The following is a 20561-nucleotide window of genomic DNA, read 5'->3' on the forward strand; positions in this document are numbered from 1 at the left end:
CCATGCTTCCGCCCGCGGGGTCACCGGTGCACGCCCCGCGCGCCGGGTGAGCCCCCCGTGTCCCAGTGGGTATGCCTGACCAGAGCCCGTCGTGGAACCCCGCCGGACCGGGCCACGCCGGGGGTGCTCCCCGGCCACCCGCCGGGGGCGCGCCCCCGGCGCACAGGGGAGAACGAGCGTGAGGAGCCGCCGTGCACGACGACCGACTGCTGGTGGAGGGGCGCCTGGAGCGGGCGCTGAGGCAGTTCATCAGGCCCGCGCAGTACGCGGCGCGGGTGCCGTTGCGGCTCTCGGTCTGGCATGCGCCGGGCGAGCCGGTCCCCGTGGGGGAGGCACTGGAGGCCGCGTACGAACCGTTCGCGGCCGGTGAGGCGTGGGGGCCGCCGTGGTCCACCAGCTGGTTCCGGCTGGCGGGCCGGGTGCCGCAGGAGTGGGCCGGGCGGCGGGTGGAGGCCGTCATCGACCCCGGCTTCAGCGGCGATGGGCCCGGGTTCCAGGCCGAGGGGCTGGTCTACGACGCCGACGGCGTGCCCCTCAAGGGCATCCATCCGCGCAACCGGCACATCCCGGTGGGCGCGCCGGCCGGCGGCGGTGAGGAGGTCCGGCTGCTGCTGGAGGCCGCGGCGAACCCGGCGGTGCTGCGGGACTTCTCCCCCACCGACCTCGGCGATCTCCGCACCGCGCCCAGGCAGCCGCTGTACCGCTTCGCCGCGGCGGATCTCGCGGTGCTCGACGAGACCGTCTGGCAGCTGGTCCTCGACATCGAGGTGCTGTCGGAGCTGATGCACGAGCTGCCCGTCGACCGTCCGCGCCGGCCGGAGATCCTGCGGGCCCTGGAGGACATGCTGGACGCGCTCGATCTGCACGACGTCGGCGGCACGGCGGCCGCGGGCCGGGCCGCGCTGGCGGAGGTGCTCGGCCGCCCGGCCGCCGCCAGCGCCCACCGCGTCTCGGCCGCCGGACATGCGCATATCGACTCCGCGTGGCTGTGGCCGCTGCGCGAGACCGTACGCAAGGCGTCCCGCACCTTCGCCAATGTCACCCACCTCGCGAAGGACTACCCGGAGCTGGTGTTCGCCTGCTCGCAGGCGCAGCAGTACGCCTGGGTCAAGGAGCACCAGCCGCATATCTGGGAGCGCATCAAGGAGGCCGTACGGGAGGGCAACTGGGCGCCGGTCGGCTCGATGTGGGTGGAGTCGGACGCCAATATGCCCGGTGGTGAGGCGCTGGCCCGCCAGCTCGTGCACGGCAAGCGGTTCTTCCTCGAGGAGCTGGGGGTGGAGACCGAGGAGATCTGGCTGCCGGACTCGTTCGGCTACACGGCCGCCTTCCCGCAGCTGGCCCGGCTGGCCGGGGTGAAGTGGTTCCTGACCCAGAAGCTGTCGTGGAACCAGACCGACCGGATGCCGCACCACACGTTCTGGTGGGAGGGCATCGACGGCACCCGCGTCTTCACCCACTTCCCGCCGGTCGACACCTACAACTCCCGTCTGCACGGCGCCGAACTCGCCCATGCGGAGCGGAACTTCGCCGACCAGGGCCGCGCCACCCGCTCCCTGGTGCCGTTCGGCTGGGGCGACGGCGGCGGCGGGCCGACCCGCGAAATGCTGGAGCGGGCCCGTCGGCTGCGCTCTCTGGAGGGCTCACCGCGCGTGGAGATCGAGCCGCCGGCACGGTTCTTCGAGGCCGCGCACGAGGAGTACGGTGCGGCGGCGCCGGTCTGGTCGGGCGAGCTGTACCTGGAGTTCCACCGCGGTACGTACACCTCACAGGCGAAGACCAAACAGGGCAACCGGCGCTGTGAACACCTGCTGCGCGAGGCGGAGTTGTGGGCCGCGACGGCCGCCGTACGGGCGGGTGAGTCCTCCGTACGGGCAGACGGGGGCGGCGCCGCGTACCACTACCCGTACGAGGCCCTCGACCGCCTGTGGAAGACGGTCCTGCTGCACCAGTTCCACGACATCCTGCCGGGCTCGTCCATCGCCTGGGTGCATCGCGAGGCCCGTGAGACGTATGCGGCGGTCGAGGTCGAACTGACCGGGATCATCGAGGTGGCGATCGGCGCGCTGGACGAGACGGGCGCGGGGAGCGCCGGTCCGCCGACGGTGTTCAACGCCTCGCCCTACGACCGGGACGAGATCGTCGAACTGCCCGCGGGAGGCCCGGCACCGGACGGGCCCACCGCCGTCGCGGTCCACGTCCCCGCACTGGGCTCGGCCGTCGTCCGCCCGCCCGGCCCGGACTCCCCCACCCCGCCGCCGGCGCCCGTCCGGACCGAGACCGGCGCAGACGGCGAGCTCACCCTCGACAACGGGCTGCTGCGGGTGCGGCTCGACACCGACGGGCTGCTGGTGTCCGTACGCGATCTGCACGCCGGGCGGGAGGTCCTGGCGCCGGGCGCCCGCGGCAATCTGCTGCAGCTGCACCCCGACCATCCCAACCAGTACGACGCCTGGGACCTCGACCGGCACTACCGCAACCGGCACACCGATCTGACCGACGCCGAGTCCGTCGAGCTGGCCGCGGCCGGGCCGCTGTCCGCGACGGTGCGGGTGACCAGGGCGTTCGGCGCGTCCCGGATCGTCCAGGAGCTGACCCTGCGGGCCGGCTCGCACCGCCTCGACATCCGCACCGACATCGACTGGCACGAGTCGGAGAAGGTGCTCAAGGCCGCCTTCCCGCTGGACGTGCACGCCGAACGGTCCACCGCCGAGGTCCAGTTCGGGCACGTCCACCGCCCCACCCACACCAACACCAGCTGGGACGCCGCCCGTTTCGAGATCTGCGCCCACCGCTGGCTGCGGGTCGCCGAGCCCGGCTACGGCATCGCGCTGCTCAACGACTCGACGTACGGCCATGACGTCACCCGCACCCCGCACCCCGAGGGCCTGGGCACGACGGTGCGGCTGACCCTGCTGCGCGCACCGCACAGCCCCGACCCGGAGACCGACCAGGGCACCCACCGCTTCACCTATGCGCTGCTGCCGGGCGCCGGGACCGCCGAGGCAGTCGCCGAGGGCCTGGCCCTCAACCTCCCGCTGCGCACCGCCGCCACCCCGCCCGTCCCGCCGCTGATCCGCGTCGACCACCCGGCCCTGACCGTGGAGTCGGTCAAGCTCGCCGAGGACCGCAGCGGCGATGTGGTGGTGCGGCTGTACGAGTCCCACGGCGGACGTGCGAGCGGCACCCTCTCCCCCGGCTTCCCCGTCGAACGGGCCACCGTCACCGACCTGCTGGAGCGCCCGCTGCACCGGGAGGAGGAGGGGCCGACTTCCGATCTGACGGTCGAGCTGCGGCCGTTCCAGATCCTCACGCTGCGGCTGCGCCCCCAGCACCGGCCGGGCGGCTGACCGACTACATCCGCGGAATGTTCCGCAGGTTCGAGCGGGCCATCTGCAGCATCCGGCCGACCCCGCCGTCCAGCACGATCTTGCCGGCCGAGAGCGCGAAGCCGGAGACCATCTCCGCGCTGATCTTGGGCGGGATCGACAGGGCGTTGGGATCGGTGACGATGTCGACCAGCGCCGGGCCCTTGTGGCGGAAGGCATCGCGCAGGGCGCTGCGTACCTGCTTGGGCTTCTCCACCCGGACGCCGTGGGCGCCGGCCGCGCGGGCGATGGCCGCGAAGTCCGGGTTGCGGTTGGTGGTGCCGTACGACGGCAGACCGGAGACCAGCATCTCCAGCTCCACCATGCCCAGCGAGGAGTTGTTGAACAGCACCACCTTCACCGGCAGGTCGTACTGGACCAGGGTGAGGAAGTCGCCCATCAGCATGGAGAAGCCGCCGTCGCCCGACATGGAGACGACCTGCCGGCCGCGGTCGATGAACTGGGCACCGATCGCCTGCGGCAGCGCATTGGCCATCGAGCCGTGGCTGAACGAACCGATCACCCGGCGGCGGCCGTTGGGGGTGAGGTAGCGGGCGGCCCAGACGTTGCACATACCGGTGTCGACGGTGAAGATCGCGTCGTCGGCGGCCTCCTCGTCCAGGATGGAGGCGACGTACTCCGGGTGGATCGGGGTGTGCTTCTCGACCTTGCGGGTGTAGGCCTTGACCACGCCCTCCAGCGCGTCGGCGTGCTTCTTCAGCATCCGGTCCAGGAACGTGCGGTCCTGCTTCTGCCGGACCTTGGGGGTCAGGCACCGCAGCGTCTCGCGGACATCGCCCCAGACGGCCAGGTCGAGCTTGGAGCGGCGGCCCAGGTGTTCGGGCCGGACATCGACCTGGACGATCTTGACGTCGTCGGGCAGGAACGCGTTGTACGGGAAGTCCGTGCCGAGCAGGATCAGCAGATCGCACTCGTGGGTGGCCTCGTAGGCCGCGCCGTAGCCCAGCAGCCCGCTCATGCCCACGTCGTACGGGTTGTCGTACTGGATCCACTCCTTGCCCCGCAGCGCGTGGCCGACCGGGGACTTCACCCGCTCGGCGAACTCCATCACCTCGGCATGGGCGCCGGCGGTGCCGCTGCCGCAGAACAGCGTGACGTACCGGGCCTCGTCGATCATCCGGGCGAAGGTGTCGATCTCGGCGTCCCCGGGGCGCACGGTCGGGCGCGAGGTGACCAGCGCGTGTTCGATGGCCCGCTCGGGGGCCTGCTCGGCGGCGATGTCGCCGGGGAGGGAGACGACCGAGACCCCGCGCTGCCCGATGGCGTGCTGGATCGCGGTCTGCAGCACCCGGGGCATCTGCTTCGTGCTGGAGATCAGTTCGCTGTAGTGGCTGCACTCGGTGAACAGCCGGTCGGGGTGCGTCTCCTGGAAGAAGGTGGTGCCGATCTCGCTGGAGGGGATGTGGGAGGCCAGGGCGAGGACCGGGGCCATGGAGCGGTGGGCGTCGAAAAGGCCGTTGATGAGGTGCAGGTTGCCGGGGCCGCAGGAGCCGGCGCAGGCCGCGAGCGAGCCGGTGAGCTGCGCCTCCGCTCCGGCGGCGAAGGCCGCGACCTCCTCGTGTCGGACCTGGATCCAGTCGATCGCGGAGTTCCGGCGGACGGCGTCCACCACCGGGTTCAGACTGTCGCCGACGACGCCGTAGAGCCGCTGCACCCCCGCCCGCGCGAGGATGTCCACGAACTGCTCGGCCACGGTCTGCTTCGCCATGTCGCTGCCGCTCCTTCGACGGGTGGGTGGCTGCGGGTCCGTTCCCATGAACCCATGCGCCGCCCCGGGGCGCCTCCGCTGGACGTCCGCCTCCGATCCGGTCCGGATCCCCGTGTGCCCCGGGCTACGACTCCCACACCCCGACGGCCGTACGGTCCTTCGGGTGGCCCTCGACCCGTAGTTGGGCGGCGGTGAGGAAGTCCGCCAGACCCGGCGGCTCGGGGGCGGACCAGGCGGCGGCCAGCCGGGCGGCGAACGCGGGCTCCTGGTGGAGCGGTTCGGCGAACCCGGCGCTGCACAGCAGCAGGGTGTCCCCCGGACGGGCGAAGGCGGTCCGGAAGAGGAACGGCTCGGGCCGCGCCGGGCTCCCGGCCGGATACCGGCCGGCGGCGGGCGGGGGCGGGTCGCCGGCGTCCGCCGGGGCGTGCCGCGGCAGGTGGTCCAGTGCGGCAGGCTCCAGGTCCTGCCAGGCGCCGTCCCGCAGCCGGAAGAGGCCGCCCGCGCCGACCCCGAAGAACACCCGGGTGCGGCACTCCGGGTCGGCTGGCAGCAGCAGACAGCGCAGCGCAGCCGTGTACTGCTCGGGCGGGACGCCCCGCTCCTCCGCCCGGGCGCGCAGCTTGCCGTAACTGCGGTCGAGGAGCCGCTGCAGCCCGGATTTGAGGGCGTCGCGCTGGTCGGTACGGATGTCCTCCGCCAGTCGGGTGTAACTGCGGCCGACCGCACCGCCGATCCAGGCGCAGGCGTCGCGGGCGGCGCGCGGGGCACCTTCGACGCCCGGCAGACCGGTGGCGACGGCGACCAGGAGCAGCGCATGCCGGCCGGCCCCGAAGCGGACGGTGAGCAGCGCATCGCGGCGGACGTCGCCGCGGTGACGGGCCAGATCACCGCGCCGGGAGGCGGCGCGCAGGGTCAGCGAGCCGTAACGGGCGCCGTCCAGCGCGGTGTCGGGCACCAGCTCGTCGAGCGCGGCGGGGTCGGCGGCGGGGAGGGGGCCGGGCTCGGGGGCGTATCCGTTGGGGCCGTAGTGGGGTGGTTCGGGGTCGGTGGGTTCAGGGTCGTTGGGTTCGGATCCGGGCGGGTCGGGCTCGTACCCGTTCGGATCGGGTCCGTTCGGATCGGATCCGTTGGGCTCGGATCCGTTGGGCTCGGACCCGTTCGGTTTGGATCCGTTGGGTTCGCGTCCGCCCGGATCGGATCCGTTCGGCTCGCGCTCGCCCGGTTCGCGCCCGTACGCGGGTGGGCGGTCACCGGCGACGCCGGCGGTTGCGGCTGGCGGCGTGTCACCCGGCGCCCCGCGCGGGGCCGGGGCGGGGCGGCGCGGGGCGGCTGCCGGGCGCGTTCCGGGGCCGGTGGACTGGAGCGGGATCGGTGCTGACGGGGCGGGTGGGGGTGGTGAGGCAGCCCGGCCGGGTGGTTCCCCGGCGGCCGGATCGGGCCGCTCCGGCGGGTCCCCGGCGGCCGGCTCCGCCTGTCCCGGCGGGTCTCCATCCGCCGGCTCCGCCCACCGCAGCGGCTCCTGAGGCTCCGTATCCGCCCACCGTCGCGGCTCCTGCGGAGGGACCGTATCCGCCCTCCGCGGTGGCTTCGGCGGGGGCGGCGCCGTCCTCGCGGGCGGCCGCTGGGGCGCCCGGTCCGCGCGTCCCGGCGCCGCGAGCGCGCGCAGCGCCGACGCGACCCGGTCGTCGAGGGTGTCCGGGGCGTCGGACGGCCCGGTGTCGCCCACCGCGCCGCTCTCCGGGACGTCGTCCCCGCCGCCCCCGCCACTACTGCCGCCGCCGTCGCCGTACAACCGCCGCCACCAGTCGTCCTCGTGGCCGCGCCCGGTCCCCTGCTGCTTCATGGACCGTATTGTCCCCGGACGGCCGCGGCCCAGACAGGGCGCGAAAGAGCGTTCCCCCGTCGGGGTCATCGGGCGGCGCGGCCTTGATCGGGCTGCCGGGGTGTGTCCGGCGGTGCCCCTGGGGCGTCTCGTGGCGTCTCCGGGGCGTCTCCGGGGCGTCTCCGGCGGTGTCCCGCCCGGGGCGGGCGAAGTCCCCCGCGGGTACGGCAGGTTGCGGACGCCCCGGGCGGGCGGACCGGCCAAGCGGACCGGACGGCCCGGCCGAGCGGCCCGGCCGAGCGGCCCGGGGTGGGCGCCCGCCCCTGCCCGCCCGCCGGCAAGCGCTTCCGGGCCGCGTCCGGCACGCTGGGCCCATGAGAGTGTGCAGCGGACGGTCCGTCACGGGGCGGGCGCCCGCCGGGAGTGAGGCCGGCGGGTGAGTGCGGGCAGCGAGCGGGCCGGGACGGGGGCCGCGCCCCCTACCGGCGGGGCCGGCGGGCGGAGCGGGGCCGGCGTATGAATGTGTGGCAGCTGGTGGCGGTCGGCCTGGTGATGCTGCTGGGGCTGCTCGGGGTGCTGGTGCCCGGTATCCCCGGGCCGCTGATCGTGTGGGCGGGCACGGTGTGGTGGGCGCTGTCCGAGAAGTCCGGCCTGGCGTGGACGGTGCTCATCGGCGCCACCGCCGTCCTGCTGCTCAACCAGGTCGTGAAGTGGCTGCTGCCGGCCCGCAATCCGCGGGCCGCGGGCGCGCCGTACCGGACCCTGTTCCTGGCGGGGGTGGCCGGCATCGTGGGGTTCTTCGTGGTCCCGGTCCTCGGGTGCCCGCTGGGCGCCGTCGGCGGTCTCTATCTGCTGGAACGGGTCCGGCTCGGCGGCCACGGCCAGGCCTGGGCCTCGACCCGTACGGTGCTGCGCGCCACCGGCCTGAGCGTGCTGGTCGAGCTGTTCGCCTGCCTGCTGGTCGCCGGCGCCTGGGCCGGGGCGGTGTCGGCGGGCTGAGGCATCAGCCGGGGCGGCCGGCCGCGGCGGTGTGGGCAGGCTGAGGCGTCACCCGTCCGGCCGGCCGCGGCGTACGCCGGCCGCTCCACCGCCGCCGGCGCCCCGGGCCAGGACCCGGCCGCCCGGGCAGTTCACCCGCCGCCCATGGCCCGGAATCCCGCGCCATGGGCGGCGGCGGCCGACGGGAAGAACCGCACGTTCACCCGCTTGGGAGTGACCGCGGGGCAGCTCGGCCGGCAGGAGGTGCCGGTCGTGGCCACCGCGAAGAAGGCTCCCCGTCGAACCGTGCGTCCCGGCTGGACACCGCCTCGTACCTGGTCCCGTCGTCCCTCACGCCCTCAGTGTGCGCCGCGCACGACGCACCCGGCCGGCGGAAATCGGACGTGGCGTTCCGGGGGAGGCACGGGCCCTCCCCCGGAACTGCCGCCTCAGCGCTGCGGCCCCCGCTTCCGCTCCATCATGTGCCGGCCCAGCGCCTGCTTCTGCTTCCAGTCCCGGCGGAGCTCGGCGCGCAGCCGGGCGTCCGTCTTCGCCACGATGCGCTGGTTCTCGCGCTGGAGCTTCCGGTAGCTCTCCAACCGCCGGACGGACAACTCGCCGCTGTCGACGGCCTCTTGCACCGCGCAGCCCGGTTCGCCACGGTGTGCGCAGTCGTGGAAGCGGCACTCCTCGGCCAGCTCCTCGACGTCCGAGAAGGTCCGGGCGAGGCCGGTGTGGGCATCCCACATCCCGACGCCGCGCAGCCCCGGTGTGTCGATGAGGACGCCGCCGCCGGGCAGCAGCCGCAGATCGCGGGTGGTCGTGGTGTGCCGGCCCTTGCCGTCCCGGTCGCGGATCGCCTGCACCAGCTGCACCTCCTCGCCAACGAGGACGTTGACCAGGGTGGACTTGCCCGCACCGGACCGGCCCAGCAGGACGGAGGTGCCGCCCGCGAGCACGGCACGGAGCACATCGAGCCCGTCACCGGTCGCCGAACTGACGGCCAGCACCGGCACTCCGGGCGCCGCGGATTCGACATCCGCGACGAGATGCGCGAGGCCCTCCGGCGCCCCGGCCAGGTCCGCCTTGGTCAGCACGACCACGGGCTGTGCCCCGCTCGCCGGGGAGGGGGCAGAGGTGGTGTCCAGCGGTCCCTCGTCGGCCGCGCTGGACATCGCCAGCGCCAGGAACCGCTCGATCCGCCCGAGGTCCAGCGGCTCCGCGAGCGAGACACAGATGACGATGTGGTCGAGGTTGGTGGCCAGCACCTGGCCCTCGGCCCGCTTCGAGGACGTGGAGCGCACGAAGGCCGTACGGCGTGGCAGCAACGCCCGTACGACGCCGTCGACATGGGCTCCGCTGCGGCCGTTGGCGAGGTCGAGCGCGGCCCAGTCCCCCGTGCACGGCACGCGCAGGGGATCGCCGGTGGCCACCAGTGCGGTGTCCGCCAGCATGGTTCGGACGCCGTCGCCGTCCGGCACGACGGCATCCACCCGCCCGCGGTCCACGCGGACGATCCGGCCGGGCAGGAACCCCTGCTCGGCATGGGGAACAAAACTCTCCGCGAACCCCTGGTCCCAGCCGTAGGCGGACAGCGGGTGCGCAGCGGAGAAGGTGAGGTTGAACAACGGGATGGCCCTTCAGAGGGTGGGGCCCCGGCACCGCGCGCCACGCGCGGAAGTGAGAAGTAAAGCTGCGTCAGCCGGAGACCACGGGGGTGGGGTTGAGGAACTCCTGAATGCGGGCAGTGCCCACCGCAACGGCAGTCATCAATGTCCTCACCTCCCGTTCGCTCACACGGCTGGCGACAGCGGCCACTGCCGCCGTCCCGAATGCTGGAGACGTTAGCGCGGTGCCGGTCAGGGGCGCCACCGATTTTTTTCCGGCCGCGCCGGACCGCCACCGCGCCGGGCCCCAGCCCTTACGTCCTGTGTGCCGGTCTGCCGTAGGCCGCGCCGAGAGCCGGGCGCCCCCTGGCTGAGCAGAATGCTAAATATGGGTCATGAGGGAATTTTTCCGGCGCGAGCGTGGCGATTCCCCGGGATCGTCACGCTCCCCGGGACGGCACCTGCGCTCACTGCTGACCACCCACAGCGTCGCAGGCCAGGTGTTCGTACTGCAGCTCGCGCTCACGGTGCTGCTGGTCGTCGCGGCGGTGATGGCCCTCTTCTTCCAGTCGGAGCGAGCGGGCACCCAGGAGGCCCGGCAGCGTTCGGTCGTCGGCGCCGAGACCTTCGCCCATGCGCCGGGCACCCTCGCCGCCATGCAGTCCGCCGACCCGACCGCGCGACTCCAGCCCGCGGCGGAGGCGGCGCGGAAGGCCTCCGGTGCGGACCTCATCGTCGCGCTCCGTCCCGACGGCATCCGCTGGACCCACCCCGATCCCCGCCTGATCGGCAAGCCCGTCACCCGCCGGCCGCCGCTCGACGGCAAGGCGCACACCGCCACGTTCACCACGTCGGTCGGCCCCGCGGTGAGCACCACGGTGCCGGTCCGCGCCAAGAACGGTTCGATCGCCGGGCTGGTCTCCGTCGCGATCCGCGTCCACCAGGCGGACGAATGGACGGTGCGCCAGCTGCCGCTGCTGCTCGGCTCCGCCGCCGCGGCGCTGCTGCTGGTCACCGGTGGGGCGGCATGGGTGAGCAACCGGCTGCGGCGGCAGACGCACGGGCTGCATCCGGCCGAGATGCGGCGGATGTACGACCACCACGACGCGGTCCTGCACGCCGTACGGGAGGGCGTACTGATCATCAGCAGTGAGGGGGTGCTGCTGCTGGCCAACGACGAGGCCCGGCGGCTGCTCGAACTGCCCGCGGACGCGGAGCGGCGCCCGGTCGCGGACCTCGGCCTGCCGGCGCGGCTGAGCACCCTGCTGACCTCGGGACGGCCCGCGACCGACGAGGTGCATCTGGCGGGCGACCGGCTGCTCGCGGTCAACGTCCGGCCCACCGCGCCCCGCAGCGGCCCGGCCGGGACCGCGGTGACGCTGCGGGACACCACCGAGCTACGGGCTCTGGCCGGCCGGGCGGGGGTGGCCCAGGAGCGGCTGAAGCTGATCTACGACGCGGGGCTGCGGATCGGCACCACGCTGGATGTGGGGCGCACCGCCGAGGAGCTGGCGGCCGTCGCGGTCCCCCGGTTCGCCGATGTGGTCACCGTCGAACTGCTGGAACCGGTGCTGCACGGCGACGAACCGGCGGCCGGGGCGAACGCCGTGCTGCGGCGGATGGCGATCCGCGGTCTCCCCGAGGAGTCGGCGACCTACCGGGTGGGCGAGGCCCTCGCCGTGGTGGCCGGCACCCCGATGGGCCAGGTGCTGGCGAACGGGCGGCCGGTTCTCGTGGCGGATCTGCGTACGGCGGACGAGTGGCGGCGGCAGGACGTGGCGGGCACCCAGCGCGTGCTGGAGCGGGGGATCCGGTCGCTGATCGCGGTACCGCTGCAGGCGCGGGGCGTGATCCTCGGGCTCGCCAACTTCTGGCGGGCCGAGGCCTCCGGCCGCTTCGAGGAGGAGGACATGACGTTCGCCGAGGAGCTGACCGCGCGGGCCGCGGTCGCCATCGACAACGCCCGCCGCTACTCCCGTGAGCACGCCACGGCCGTCACCCTGCAGCGCAGTCTGCTGCCCCAGACCCTGCCCGAGCAGTCCGCCCTGGAGGTTGCCCACCGCTATCTGCCGGCCCACGCCGGGGTCGGCGGCGACTGGTTCGACGTCATCCCGTTGCCGGGCTGCCGGGTGGCGCTGGTGGTCGGCGATGTCGTCGGCCATGGCCTGCACGCCGCCGCCACCATGGGCCGGCTGCGTACCGCGGTCCACAACTTCTCCGCGCTCGATCTGCCGCCCGACGAGCTGCTCAGCCATCTGGACGAACTGGTCAGCCATATCGACACCGACGAGGCGCGGGCGGCCGGCCTCGGCACCGGCGTCGGGGGCGGGTCCGGCGACGAGGGGCTGTGGCCGGGCGGTGTGCCCGGCGACACCGACGGCGGTCCGGCGGGCGCGGGGCGCACCGGCATCACCGGCGCGACCTGTCTGTACGCCATCTACGACCCGGTGGGCGGCCGGACCACCCTGGCCACAGCCGGCCACCCCGGGCCGGCCGTGATCGGCCCCGACGGCACCGTCTCGTTCCCGGAGGTCCCCGTCTCCCCGCCGCTGGGCCTGGGCGGCAGCCTGCCGGTGGAGACCGCGGAGCTGACGCTGAGCGAGGGCTCCCGGCTGGTGCTGTACACGGACGGGCTGGTCGAGAACCGTGACCGCGCCATCGACACCGGTCTGGAGCTGCTCCGTACGGCGCTGGCCGCCGGGGCGGACCGCACCCCCGAGCAGACCTGTACGGCGGTCCTCGACGCGATGCTGCCCGACCACCCCAGCGACGACATCGCCCTGTTGGTGGCCCGGACCCGGCTGCTGGACCCCGCCAGGGTCGCCGACTGGGAGGTGGCTTCCGACCCGGCGGCGGTCGCGCCCGTCCGGGCGGCCTGTCTGGACATGCTGGAGTCCTGGGGGCTGACGGCGGTCCAGTTCACCACCGAGCTCATCCTCAGCGAGCTGCTCACCAACGCCATCCGCTACGGCGCCCAGCCGATCCGGGTCCGCCTGCTGTACGACCGCAGCCTGATCTGCGAGGTCTCCGACGGCACCAGCGCCTCCCCGCATCTGCGCCGGGCCGCCACCACGGACGAGGGAGGCCGCGGGCTCTTCCTGGTCGCCCAGTTCGCCCAGCGCTGGGGCACCCGGTACACCCCCGGCGGCAAGGTCATCTGGACCGAGCAGTCCCTCGACGGAAGCCGGCCGGCCACCGGCCCGGAGTCGGCCGACGACGTCCTCGATCAGTGGGGCGACGTGCCGGAGCTGTGAGGGCGGCGGTGCGTGACGGCGGCGGTGCGGGCGCCGACCCGTCGCGCCATGGTCGCCCGGGTGCACCCCGGTTGTCCCCTGACTAGGCTGCTTCGGGGGGCCGAAGACATGATCTTGGAGGCTCCCGTGGTGCAGCTGCCCGAAGCGCGAGATGTGGCCCCCCGTCTGGCCACCGGCGCCTTCCTCCTGAACTCCGGGCTGATGAAGCTGCGGGCCGACCGGGCGACCGCCGAGGGCGTGCACGGGATGGCCGTCGTCGCCTATCCGTTCTTGAACCGGGTTCCCGCCGAGCGGTTCACCCGGCTGCTGGCGTGCTCGGAGATCGCGGTCGGCGGCGCGCTGCTGACGCCGTTCGTGCCGACCCGGCTGGCGGGACTGGCGCTGACCGGATTCTCCGGCGGTCTGGTCGGGCTGTATCTGCGGACCCCGGGGATGCGGCAGCCGAAGAGTCTGCGGCCGACCCAGGACGGCTTTCCGCTGGCCAAGGACTTCTGGATGCTGGGCATCGGGCTCGGTTTCCTGGGGGCCGCGCGCCCCTGGCAGCGAGCCGCGTCCCGCCGGCGGCGGGCGGCCTTCTCGCGTTGCCGTCATCGCTGCTGCCGGCGCTGACCACCCGGCCCGCCGTCCCGTCGTACGCGGCGCCGCTGGACGGGACCGCAGCGGCGCGGGCGGCGGCCCGGCCCGGGGCAGTCGGTGCGGACCGGTCAGCCGGTGCGGACCGTCATTCGGCCGAGCGGCGCCGGACGGCGCGCAGGGCGGCGGCCCCGCACGCGGCCGCGGCAGCGGCGAGGAGGAGCATCAGCAGACTCGTCCGGTCCTGGGCCCGGAAGGCCAGGTCGGAGTGCCCGTTGAGCACGAAGCCGTCGTAGAACAGCCAGGAGACCAGGGCCACGACGGGCACCACGACCGGCCGGGCGAGCGCGGCGACGGCCACCGTCAGCAGGAGGAAGGCGGCCGGCGCGACCGGGGCGGGGGCGCTCCGGCCGGTCAGCATCAGGGCGGTCACCAGGAGCGCCGCTCCCACCGCGCCGAGCGGCAGGGCGAGGTCACGGGTGAGAGTGCGGCCGGGCGCCACCGGGTGGGCCGGGGGCGCTGTCGTGCGCGGCGGGGGCCGGCGGGCGCGGGGGCGGCGCGCGGGCGCCGGCCGGTGCAGCAGAGCCACGGGGAACACCTCCAGCTGCGGCCCCTGCGGCGGACCGGTGCGGTCCCGTGGACCCGCGGTGGACCCTTGCCGCCAGACTGCGCGCCGAAGGCCTGACGGGCGCGCCGCCGCGCGGTCCTTAACGCCGTTCGTACGGCCGGCAGATGCTTCCTGACGTCGTCTTAACGCCTTCTTGACGCCTGGCGGGACATCTGGTGCGGGGCGGCCCGCGACACCGTCCTGACGGTGATGCATACTCGCTGCTCGTTGCCCAAAACCGACGACCGAAGATCGGCAGGACGTGCCCACATGACCACCACTGTCCAGGCGGACCCCACGCCCCCCACCCCCGCCTCCCGGCGGTGGCGCGCCTGGCTGCTGGACGGACTGAGCAGTCAGGCCGCCCGCCACCCCGGGCCGCACGGGACCCCGCCGGCCGAGCACAAGGGGCACTCCTGGTGGCGCGTCATGTGCCTCACGGGTGTCGACTACTTCTCGACCCTGGGCTACCAGCCGGGCATCGCCGCCCTGGCGGCCGGAGTGCTCTCACCGTTCGCCACCCTCGTCCTGATCGCGCTGACCCTGCTCGGCGCCCTGCCGGTGTACCGCAGGGTCGCCAAGGAGAGCCCGAACGGCGAGGGTTCGATCGCCATGCTGGAGCGGCTGCTGCCGTGGTGGGCGGGCAAGCTGCTGGTCCTGGTGCTGCTGGGGTTCGCCGCCACGGACTTCATCATCACCATGACGCTGTCGGCCGCGGACGCCTCGGCGCACGTCGTGGAGAACCCGTTCGCCCCTCCGCTGCTGCACGGCGCGAACCTGTGGATCACCTTGCTGCTGCTGGCCGCCCTGGGCGCGGTGTTCCTCAAGGGCTTCCGTGAGGCGATAGGCATAGCCGTCGGTCTGGTCGGGGTCTATCTGACGCTGAACGTCGTCGTCCTGGCCACCGCGGCCTGGCACGTGCTGTCGCACCCGGTGGTGATCGACAACTGGTGGGGCACGCTGACCGCCGGGCACTCCTCGCCGCTGGCGATCGTCGGTGTGGCGCTGCTGGTCTTCCCCAAGCTGGCGCTGGGCATGTCCGGCTTCGAGACGGGTGTCGCCGTCATGCCGCAGATCCAGGGCGACGCCGCGGACACCCCCGCGCGCCCGGCCGGCCGGATCCGCGGCACCCGCCGGCTGCTGACCACCGCGGCGCTGGTCATGAGCGGCTTCCTGCTGCTGTCGAGCCTGGCGACCACCCTGCTCATTCCGCAGAAGGAGTTCGACACCGGCGGCGCGGCCAACGGGCGTGCGCTGGCCTATCTGGCGCACCAGTACCTCGGCGAGGGCTTCGGCACCGTCTACGACATCTCCACCATCGCCATCCTCTGGTTCGCCGGCGCCTCGGCGATGGCCGGACTGCTCAACCTCGTACCGCGCTATCTGCCGCGCTACGGCATGGCACCGGAGTGGACCCGGGCGGTGCGCCCGCTGGTGCTGATCTTCCTGGCCACCGCCTTCGGCATCACCTTCTTCTTCAACGCCAGCGTCGACGAGCAGAGCGGTGCCTACGCCACCGGTGTGCTGGTGCTGATGCTCTCGGCGTCCTTCGCCTCCACCGTCGCCGCCCGCCACCGGCGGCTGCGCGCGGCCACCGCCGGGTTCGGCGCCATCACCCTGGTCTTCGGCTACACCCTGGTCACCAATGTCATCGAGCGGCCGGACGGTCTGAAGATCGCGTTGCTGTTCATCCTCGGCATCCTGCTGACCTCGTTCGCCTCCCGTGTCCACCGGTCCTTCGAACTGCGCGCCGTACAGGTCGACTTCGACGAAACGGCACAGCGGCTGATCGACACCGCGCTCGCGGCCGGGCCGCTGCGGGTGATCGCCAACGAGCCCGATGAGCGGGACGCGGCGGAGTACCAGGAGAAGGAGTACAGCCAGCGCGAGGAGACCCATATCCCCGACGGCCGGCCGGTGCTGTTCCTGGAGGTGACGGTCCGGGACTCCTCGGACTTCACCACGGATCTGCACGTCCGGGGCGAGGAGCGGTACGGGGCGCAGATCCTGCTGGTCGAGGGCGCCGGCGTGGCGAACACCATCGCCGCCGTACTGATGCAGCTGCGCGAGCACACCGGCCAGGTGCCGCACATCTACTTCAACTGGACCGAGGGCCATCCGGTCAGCCATCTGCTGCGCTTCCTGGTCTTCGGCGACGGCGAGGTCGCGCCGGTCGCCCGGGAGGTCCTCCGCCGCGCCGAGCCCGACCCGGCCCGGCGCCCGCGGGTCCACGTGGGCTGACGCAGCGGCGGCTCCCTCCGACAGGCGGCCCGGCTCGACGATGCCGACGGCCCGGCGGACGGCGCCGGCGGCCACCCGTGCACCGGGTGGCCGCTCTGCTGCACGACATGTTCGCCGTGCCGTACGACGAGATCGCCCCGGTCGTCGAGCGCACCCCGGCCGCGGCCCGGCAGCTCGCCAGCCGGGCCCGCCGCCGGGTGCGCAGCGTGCCGGGCCTCCCCGAGACCGATGTCGCCCGCCAGCGCGAGGTCGTCGACGCCTTTCTCGCGGCCGCGCGCGGCGGGGACTTCGGGGCGCTGCTGGCGCTGCTCGACCCGGAGGCGGAGCTGAGCACCGATGCCGCCGCCGCGCTGGCGGGGGTGAGCCCGGCGCACGGGGCGGCGGCGGTGGCCGAGACCTTCGTGGGACGGGCCAAGGCCGCACAGCCGGCGCTCATCGGGGGCAGCGCGGGACTCGTCTGGGCCCCGGGCGGCACCCCCCGGGTCGTCTTCGGCTTCACCATCCGGGACGGCCGGGTCGTCGCCATCGAGCTGCTCGCCGACGCCGAGCGCATCGGCCGGCTGGATCTGGAACTCCTGGCCGGCTGAGCGGCCGTGGCGGGGGCCTGGGTCCCCATCACGGCATGCATCGTGCGCTGCTCATATCGCTGCGCATTCTGCGGTGCGGCGACGGAACGGAATCCGTCATCGCTCTGACACGCCGCGGACCGGCGAGGTGACCGCGGGAGACCACAGGTGCCGGACGGTTCAGTTCCGCCGGCCGGGCGGGGCCGCCCGGCGCTCTACTGCTCGCGCAGCTGCCAGGCCAGGGCCTACCGGCGGCGCAAGCAACCGCCGGCTCCGGCGGCCAGGCGGTCGGCGGCGAGCGCTCCGTCGCGCAAGCGCCGGCAGATCGCCGAGGCGCTCTGGCGGATCGCTGCCGAGCGAGGGCTGCACGCGGCGAGCCTGCGGGAGGTGGCGGCCGAAGCCGGGGTGTCCCTGCGCACGGTCCAGTACCACTTCGCGAGCAAGCACCAGCTCTTGGTAGACGCACTGCATCTGCTGCACGTGGAGAACGAGCGCCTCGCCCGCTCTCGCGTCCCTGCCGGCACCGAGGACCCCCGGGCCCTGCTACGGGCGGTGCTGGACGAGTTCCTGCCGTTGGACGACCAGCGCGCCACCGCGCTGCGGGTGCTCGCCGCGTACTACGCCCGCAGCCTGACGGACCCGGCGCTCGCCGCGGTGTTTCTGCACGACGACCAGCCCCTGGAGCGGATGGTGGCCGACCTGATCGCCGCGGCACAGGCCGGCGGGCGCACCGTGGACGGTCTCGACCCGTGGCGGGAGGCCGATCTGCTGGTCTCCGGCGCGGTGGGGCTGGGTGGCGATGTGCTGCACGGCCGCCGCACGCTGGAGGACGTCCGGCGCACGCTGGAGTACCACCTCGACCGGATCTTCGCCGCGGACCGGCGCGCGGTGCGCCGAGCTCCGGCACGCAGGCCGGTGGGTACGGTCGGCCGGCGGCCGGCGCGCGGCCACGTCAGCCCGGCCGCTCGCTGCGATGCCACCCCGTCCTCCGCATCACGCTCGCATCACGCCCTGTCGACCAGCCGGTCCCAAGAATCGCTACCGCCGGGTAAATGGCGAGCCATCGGCTATACCCGGTAAGCGAGTTGCGGCGTGAATTCGGACAGATAGCGCACATCCCCCGCACCCCGGTCTTCAGGCCTCCCGAGGCCTTCAATCCGAAGGGCGAACTGGAGATTCGTACGTATGGACCATCTGTTAATCTGCCCGCTCCTGGATGTTCCTCCATCTCCAGTCCCCCCAAGCACCCTTCGTCCGCCGGGTGCAGCGAGGTGTCCCGAACGTGTACAGCACTCCCTTTTCTCCCGCAGAGGCCAGATCCGCGCGGGCCCGGGTGGGCCTGAGCACGGCTCAGGTGGCCCAGGCCATGACGGCGTGCGGAGCGCCGGTACGTCCCGAGCTCGTCGACGCCTGGGAGTACGGCTCCCAGCTCCCCACCGAGCCGCAGCTGTTCGCCCTGGCCGATGTTCTGTGGTGCGCGCCGACCGTGCTCATGGGCGTCGAACCGCGGACCCTGGCCGAACACCGGATGGCCCGCCAGCTGAGCGTGGAGCGCCTGTCGCAGCTGATCGGCATGGACCCGGCCCGCTACCGGGCGGCCGAGGCGGCACAGCAGTGGACGGGTGACTACCGGCAGACCAAGGCGCTGGTGGACGCGCTCGGGCTGTCGCTGCGCAAGCTGATCGCGGTGATGGGGCACAACGAGGAGCTGGCCGGGCATCTGCGGGCGGCCATCGACGGGCGCTGGAAGTCGCACGTCGGCCCGGTCGCCGCGATCAGCACGCTGAACAAGTCCCGGGTGAGCGACGCCCTGCGCACGATGCATGCGGAGTTCGCGGAGTTCTCCGAGCGCTACATGGGGCATGTGGTGGCGCGGAGCGCCGACGCCCGCCTCAAGGAGGTCGCGGGCGAGCGCTCGGCGTATCTGCGCCGGCTGGTGGACCACTTCTGGGAGCTGATCGGGGACGCGGGCGAGGCGCCGCCGTTCAACACCGTGGCCACGCACTGACGGGACGGCGCGGGGGCAGCGGAGGCGGACGGACGGAAACGGGCGGGGCGGGACTTGTCTCCAAGTCCCGCCCCGCCCACGGCCGTTGGCGGACTCAGTGGCCGGATGCGCCCCACTGGGGGCCCTGCGGGTGCGGCGGGTACTGCGGGCCTGGCGGGGTGTGCGGCGCCGCGGCTCCGTGCGGACCGTACGGGTCGGCCGGCGCGTACGGGTCCGCGGGCGCGTGGGCGTCCAGGGGGCCGGGCGCTTCGTCCGGTTCGTCGGCCTCGATCTCGTCCCAGTCGATCTCCATCGTCTTGCGGCGGGTGAAGACGTTGAAGAAGAGGTTCAGCAGCACGGCGGTCAGACTGCCGAGGGTGATGCCGCTGTCGAGGACCGCCCGGACGTCCTCCGGCATCCGCTGGAAGAACGGCTCGACCGCGGTGGGCAGCAGCGAGGCGGCGAAGCTGACCGCCAGGATCAGCGCATTGCGCTCCTCGCGCAGGTCCACCTTGCCCAGGATCTGGATACCGACCGTGGCGACCATGCCGAACATCGCGATCGCGGCACCGCCGAGCACCGGATGCGGAATCGCGGCCACCACACTGCCCGCCTTGGGCAGCAGCCCCATGACGATCATGAAGCAGCCGGCCGCGACCACCACGAACCGGCTCATGACCTTCGACATCCGCACCAGGCCGATGTTTTCGGCAAATGCCACGTACGGAAAGGAGTTGAGCACCCCGCCCAGAACGGTGGCGATACCGTCCGCCCGCAGGGCGTTGGCGACGGTGGTGTTGTCGATCCGCTTACGGGTGATCTCGCCGATGGCGTAGACGTCTCCGGTGGTCTCCACCATGGTGATCAGCATGACGACGACCATGGCGATGATGGGGAAGAGCTCGAACTTCGGCATTCCGTAGTGGAATGGCGTGCTGACACCGAACCAGGCGGAATCCTTCACCGCACCGAAATCCGCGTCGCCGAAGAACCAGGCGACCGCCGTACCGGCGACCAGGCCGAGCAATACGGCGAGGCTGCTGAGATACGGCTTCCCCAGCCGCACCACGAGCAGGATGAACAGCAGGGTGCCCAGCGCGTATCCGAGGTTCTTGAGATCGCCGTATTCGGGGTGCCCGATCAGCTGCGCGCCGCCGGCCGCATCCTTCAGACCCTGTGGGATCAGGGTGAGGCCGATGATGGTGAGGATCGTGCCGATGACGACCGGCGGGAAGTACTTCACCAGCTTGCTGAAGAACGGGGCGAAGAGGAAGGTCGCTATGCCTGCCGTGATCACCGCGCCGTAGACGACGAGCAGTCCGGCGGTGCCGCCGCCGGCCCCCATGCCGATCGCGATCATCGGGGAGACGGCGGTGAAGGTGACGCCCTGGACCAGCGGCAGCCTGGCGCCGATCTTCCAGATGCCCAGGGCCTGGATGATCGAGGCGATACCGCAGGTCAGCAGGTCCGCATTGATCAGATAGACCAGCTCTTCGTGGGACAGGCCGAGGGCGTTCCCGAGGACGATCGGGACGATCACCGCGCCCGCGTAAAAGGCGAGGACGTGCTGGAATCCGTAGAGCGTGAGCTTGCCGACCGGGAGCACCTCGTCGACCGGGTGCGTGCCGTAGCCGGAGAACTGCTCGGGGTCTTGTCGGGAGACTCGTGCCATCTCTGCCTTGCCTTCAGGAGGTAGGTGAATAAGAAGGGACCGGCGCCGCCGTACCACGGAGGACGGCGGGCCGGCTGGGTCCTACAAAGCCGACGCTCTGCGGTGTTGCCGGCACCACGCAGCCCTGCGCTGTACTTATCGTCCTGGTTCGACAGGA

At 73.2% G+C, this 20561-nt stretch carries 13 protein-coding genes and 1 pseudogene; 8 read left to right on the top strand and 6 right to left on the bottom strand.

Translation table 11 applies throughout. The annotated features are described in order from the left end of the window. The first annotated feature begins 191 nt into the window (after positions 1–191). Positions 192–3350, top strand: coding sequence for an alpha-mannosidase (locus tag CPH93_RS06310; protein WP_096212220.1), 3159 nt, complete (start codon positions 192–194; stop codon positions 3348–3350). 4 nt (positions 3351–3354) lie between these two features. Here the strand turns inward: CPH93_RS06310 and CPH93_RS06315 are convergent, their stop codons facing one another. Further along, positions 3355–5097, bottom strand: a complete 1743-nt coding sequence (locus tag CPH93_RS06315; RefSeq protein WP_096212221.1) for a pyruvate dehydrogenase — start codon at positions 5095–5097, stop codon at positions 3355–3357. A 124-nt stretch (positions 5098–5221) separates the two neighbouring features. Then, a complete protein-coding gene (locus CPH93_RS06320) occupies positions 5222–6940 on the bottom strand; it encodes a protein phosphatase 2C domain-containing protein (RefSeq protein ID WP_096212222.1) in 1719 nt (572 codons plus the stop codon). 495 nt (positions 6941–7435) lie between these two features. Here CPH93_RS06320 and CPH93_RS06325 point away from each other — a divergent pair, with 495 nt between their 5' ends. Then, positions 7436–7918 (top strand): DUF456 domain-containing protein, encoded by a 483-nt coding sequence (locus CPH93_RS06325; protein ID WP_093486218.1) that lies wholly within the window; start codon positions 7436–7438, stop codon positions 7916–7918. A gap of 146 nt (positions 7919–8064) precedes the next feature. Here the strand turns inward: CPH93_RS06325 and CPH93_RS06330 are convergent. Further along, a pseudogene (locus CPH93_RS06330) lies at positions 8065–8252 on the bottom strand (Ada metal-binding domain-containing protein); the annotation flags it as partial. A gap of 94 nt (positions 8253–8346) precedes the next feature. Next, the gene (rsgA, locus tag CPH93_RS06335; protein WP_096212223.1) at positions 8347–9525 is read right to left on the bottom strand and encodes a ribosome small subunit-dependent GTPase A; all 1179 of its coding nucleotides are present in this window, start codon (positions 9523–9525) and stop codon (positions 8347–8349) included. A 374-nt stretch (positions 9526–9899) separates the two neighbouring features. On the opposite strand from rsgA, the gene CPH93_RS06340 reads away from it, so the two are divergent. Both CPH93_RS06340 and CPH93_RS06345 read left to right on the top strand, forming a co-directional pair. Further along, complete coding sequence (locus CPH93_RS06340) at positions 9900–12758, top strand: SpoIIE family protein phosphatase/ATP-binding protein (RefSeq protein WP_096212224.1); 2859 nt, start codon at positions 9900–9902, stop codon at positions 12756–12758. A gap of 108 nt (positions 12759–12866) precedes the next feature. Continuing rightward, positions 12867–13367, top strand: a complete 501-nt coding sequence (locus CPH93_RS06345; protein WP_371126849.1) for a hypothetical protein — start codon at positions 12867–12869, stop codon at positions 13365–13367. A gap of 112 nt (positions 13368–13479) precedes the next feature. Here the strand turns inward: CPH93_RS06345 and CPH93_RS06350 are convergent, their stop codons facing one another. Further along, positions 13480–13920 (bottom strand): DUF4118 domain-containing protein, encoded by a 441-nt coding sequence (locus CPH93_RS06350; RefSeq protein ID WP_231977200.1) that lies wholly within the window; start codon positions 13918–13920, stop codon positions 13480–13482. Positions 13921–14208: 288 nt separating this feature from the next. On the opposite strand from CPH93_RS06350, the gene CPH93_RS06355 reads away from it, so the two are divergent. From CPH93_RS06355 to CPH93_RS06370, 4 genes are all read left to right on the top strand, one after another. Then, the gene (locus CPH93_RS06355) at positions 14209–16179 is read left to right on the top strand and encodes an APC family permease (protein WP_096212225.1); all 1971 of its coding nucleotides are present in this window, start codon (positions 14209–14211) and stop codon (positions 16177–16179) included. 86 nt (positions 16180–16265) lie between these two features. Next, positions 16266–16766, top strand: a complete 501-nt coding sequence (locus CPH93_RS06360; RefSeq protein ID WP_197708739.1) for a hypothetical protein — start codon at positions 16266–16268, stop codon at positions 16764–16766. Positions 16767–16913: 147 nt separating this feature from the next. Continuing rightward, positions 16914–17825: a TetR/AcrR family transcriptional regulator gene (locus CPH93_RS06365; protein ID WP_231977201.1), complete on the top strand. Its 912-nt coding sequence runs from the start codon at positions 16914–16916 to the stop codon at positions 17823–17825. A 202-nt stretch (positions 17826–18027) separates the two neighbouring features. Beyond that, the gene (locus CPH93_RS06370; RefSeq protein WP_231977202.1) at positions 18028–18753 is read left to right on the top strand and encodes a transcriptional regulator; all 726 of its coding nucleotides are present in this window, start codon (positions 18028–18030) and stop codon (positions 18751–18753) included. 94 nt (positions 18754–18847) lie between these two features. Here CPH93_RS06370 and CPH93_RS06375 read toward each other — a convergent pair whose 3' ends face one another. Beyond that, on the bottom strand, positions 18848–20404 hold the full coding sequence (locus CPH93_RS06375) for a nucleobase:cation symporter-2 family protein (protein ID WP_096212226.1): 1557 nt from the start codon (positions 20402–20404) through the stop codon (positions 18848–18850). Between the last annotated feature and the right edge of the window lie 157 nt (positions 20405–20561).

It is taken from the genome of Streptomyces sp. 2323.1 (assembly GCF_900221035.1).
GTDB classification, from domain to species: Bacteria; Actinomycetota; Actinomycetes; order Streptomycetales; family Streptomycetaceae; genus Streptomyces; species Streptomyces sioyaensis.

Excerpts from the sequence above, each read along its gene's own strand:
- CPH93_RS06315 (WP_096212221.1), bottom strand. The coding sequence starts at position 5,097 with ATGGCGAAGCAGACCGTGGCCGAGCAGTTCGTGGACATCCTCGCGCGG.
- CPH93_RS06320 (WP_096212222.1), bottom strand. The coding sequence starts at position 6,940 with ATGAAGCAGCAGGGGACCGGGCGCGGCCACGAGGACGACTGGTGGCGG.
- CPH93_RS06325 (WP_093486218.1), top strand. The coding sequence starts at position 7,436 with ATGAATGTGTGGCAGCTGGTGGCGGTCGGCCTGGTGATGCTGCTGGGG.
- CPH93_RS06340 (WP_096212224.1), top strand. The coding sequence starts at position 9,900 with ATGAGGGAATTTTTCCGGCGCGAGCGTGGCGATTCCCCGGGATCGTCA.
- CPH93_RS06345 (WP_371126849.1), top strand. The coding sequence starts at position 12,867 with ATGATCTTGGAGGCTCCCGTGGTGCAGCTGCCCGAAGCGCGAGATGTG.
- CPH93_RS06355 (WP_096212225.1), top strand. The coding sequence starts at position 14,209 with ATGACCACCACTGTCCAGGCGGACCCCACGCCCCCCACCCCCGCCTCC.
- CPH93_RS06375 (WP_096212226.1), bottom strand. The coding sequence starts at position 20,404 with ATGGCACGAGTCTCCCGACAAGACCCCGAGCAGTTCTCCGGCTACGGC.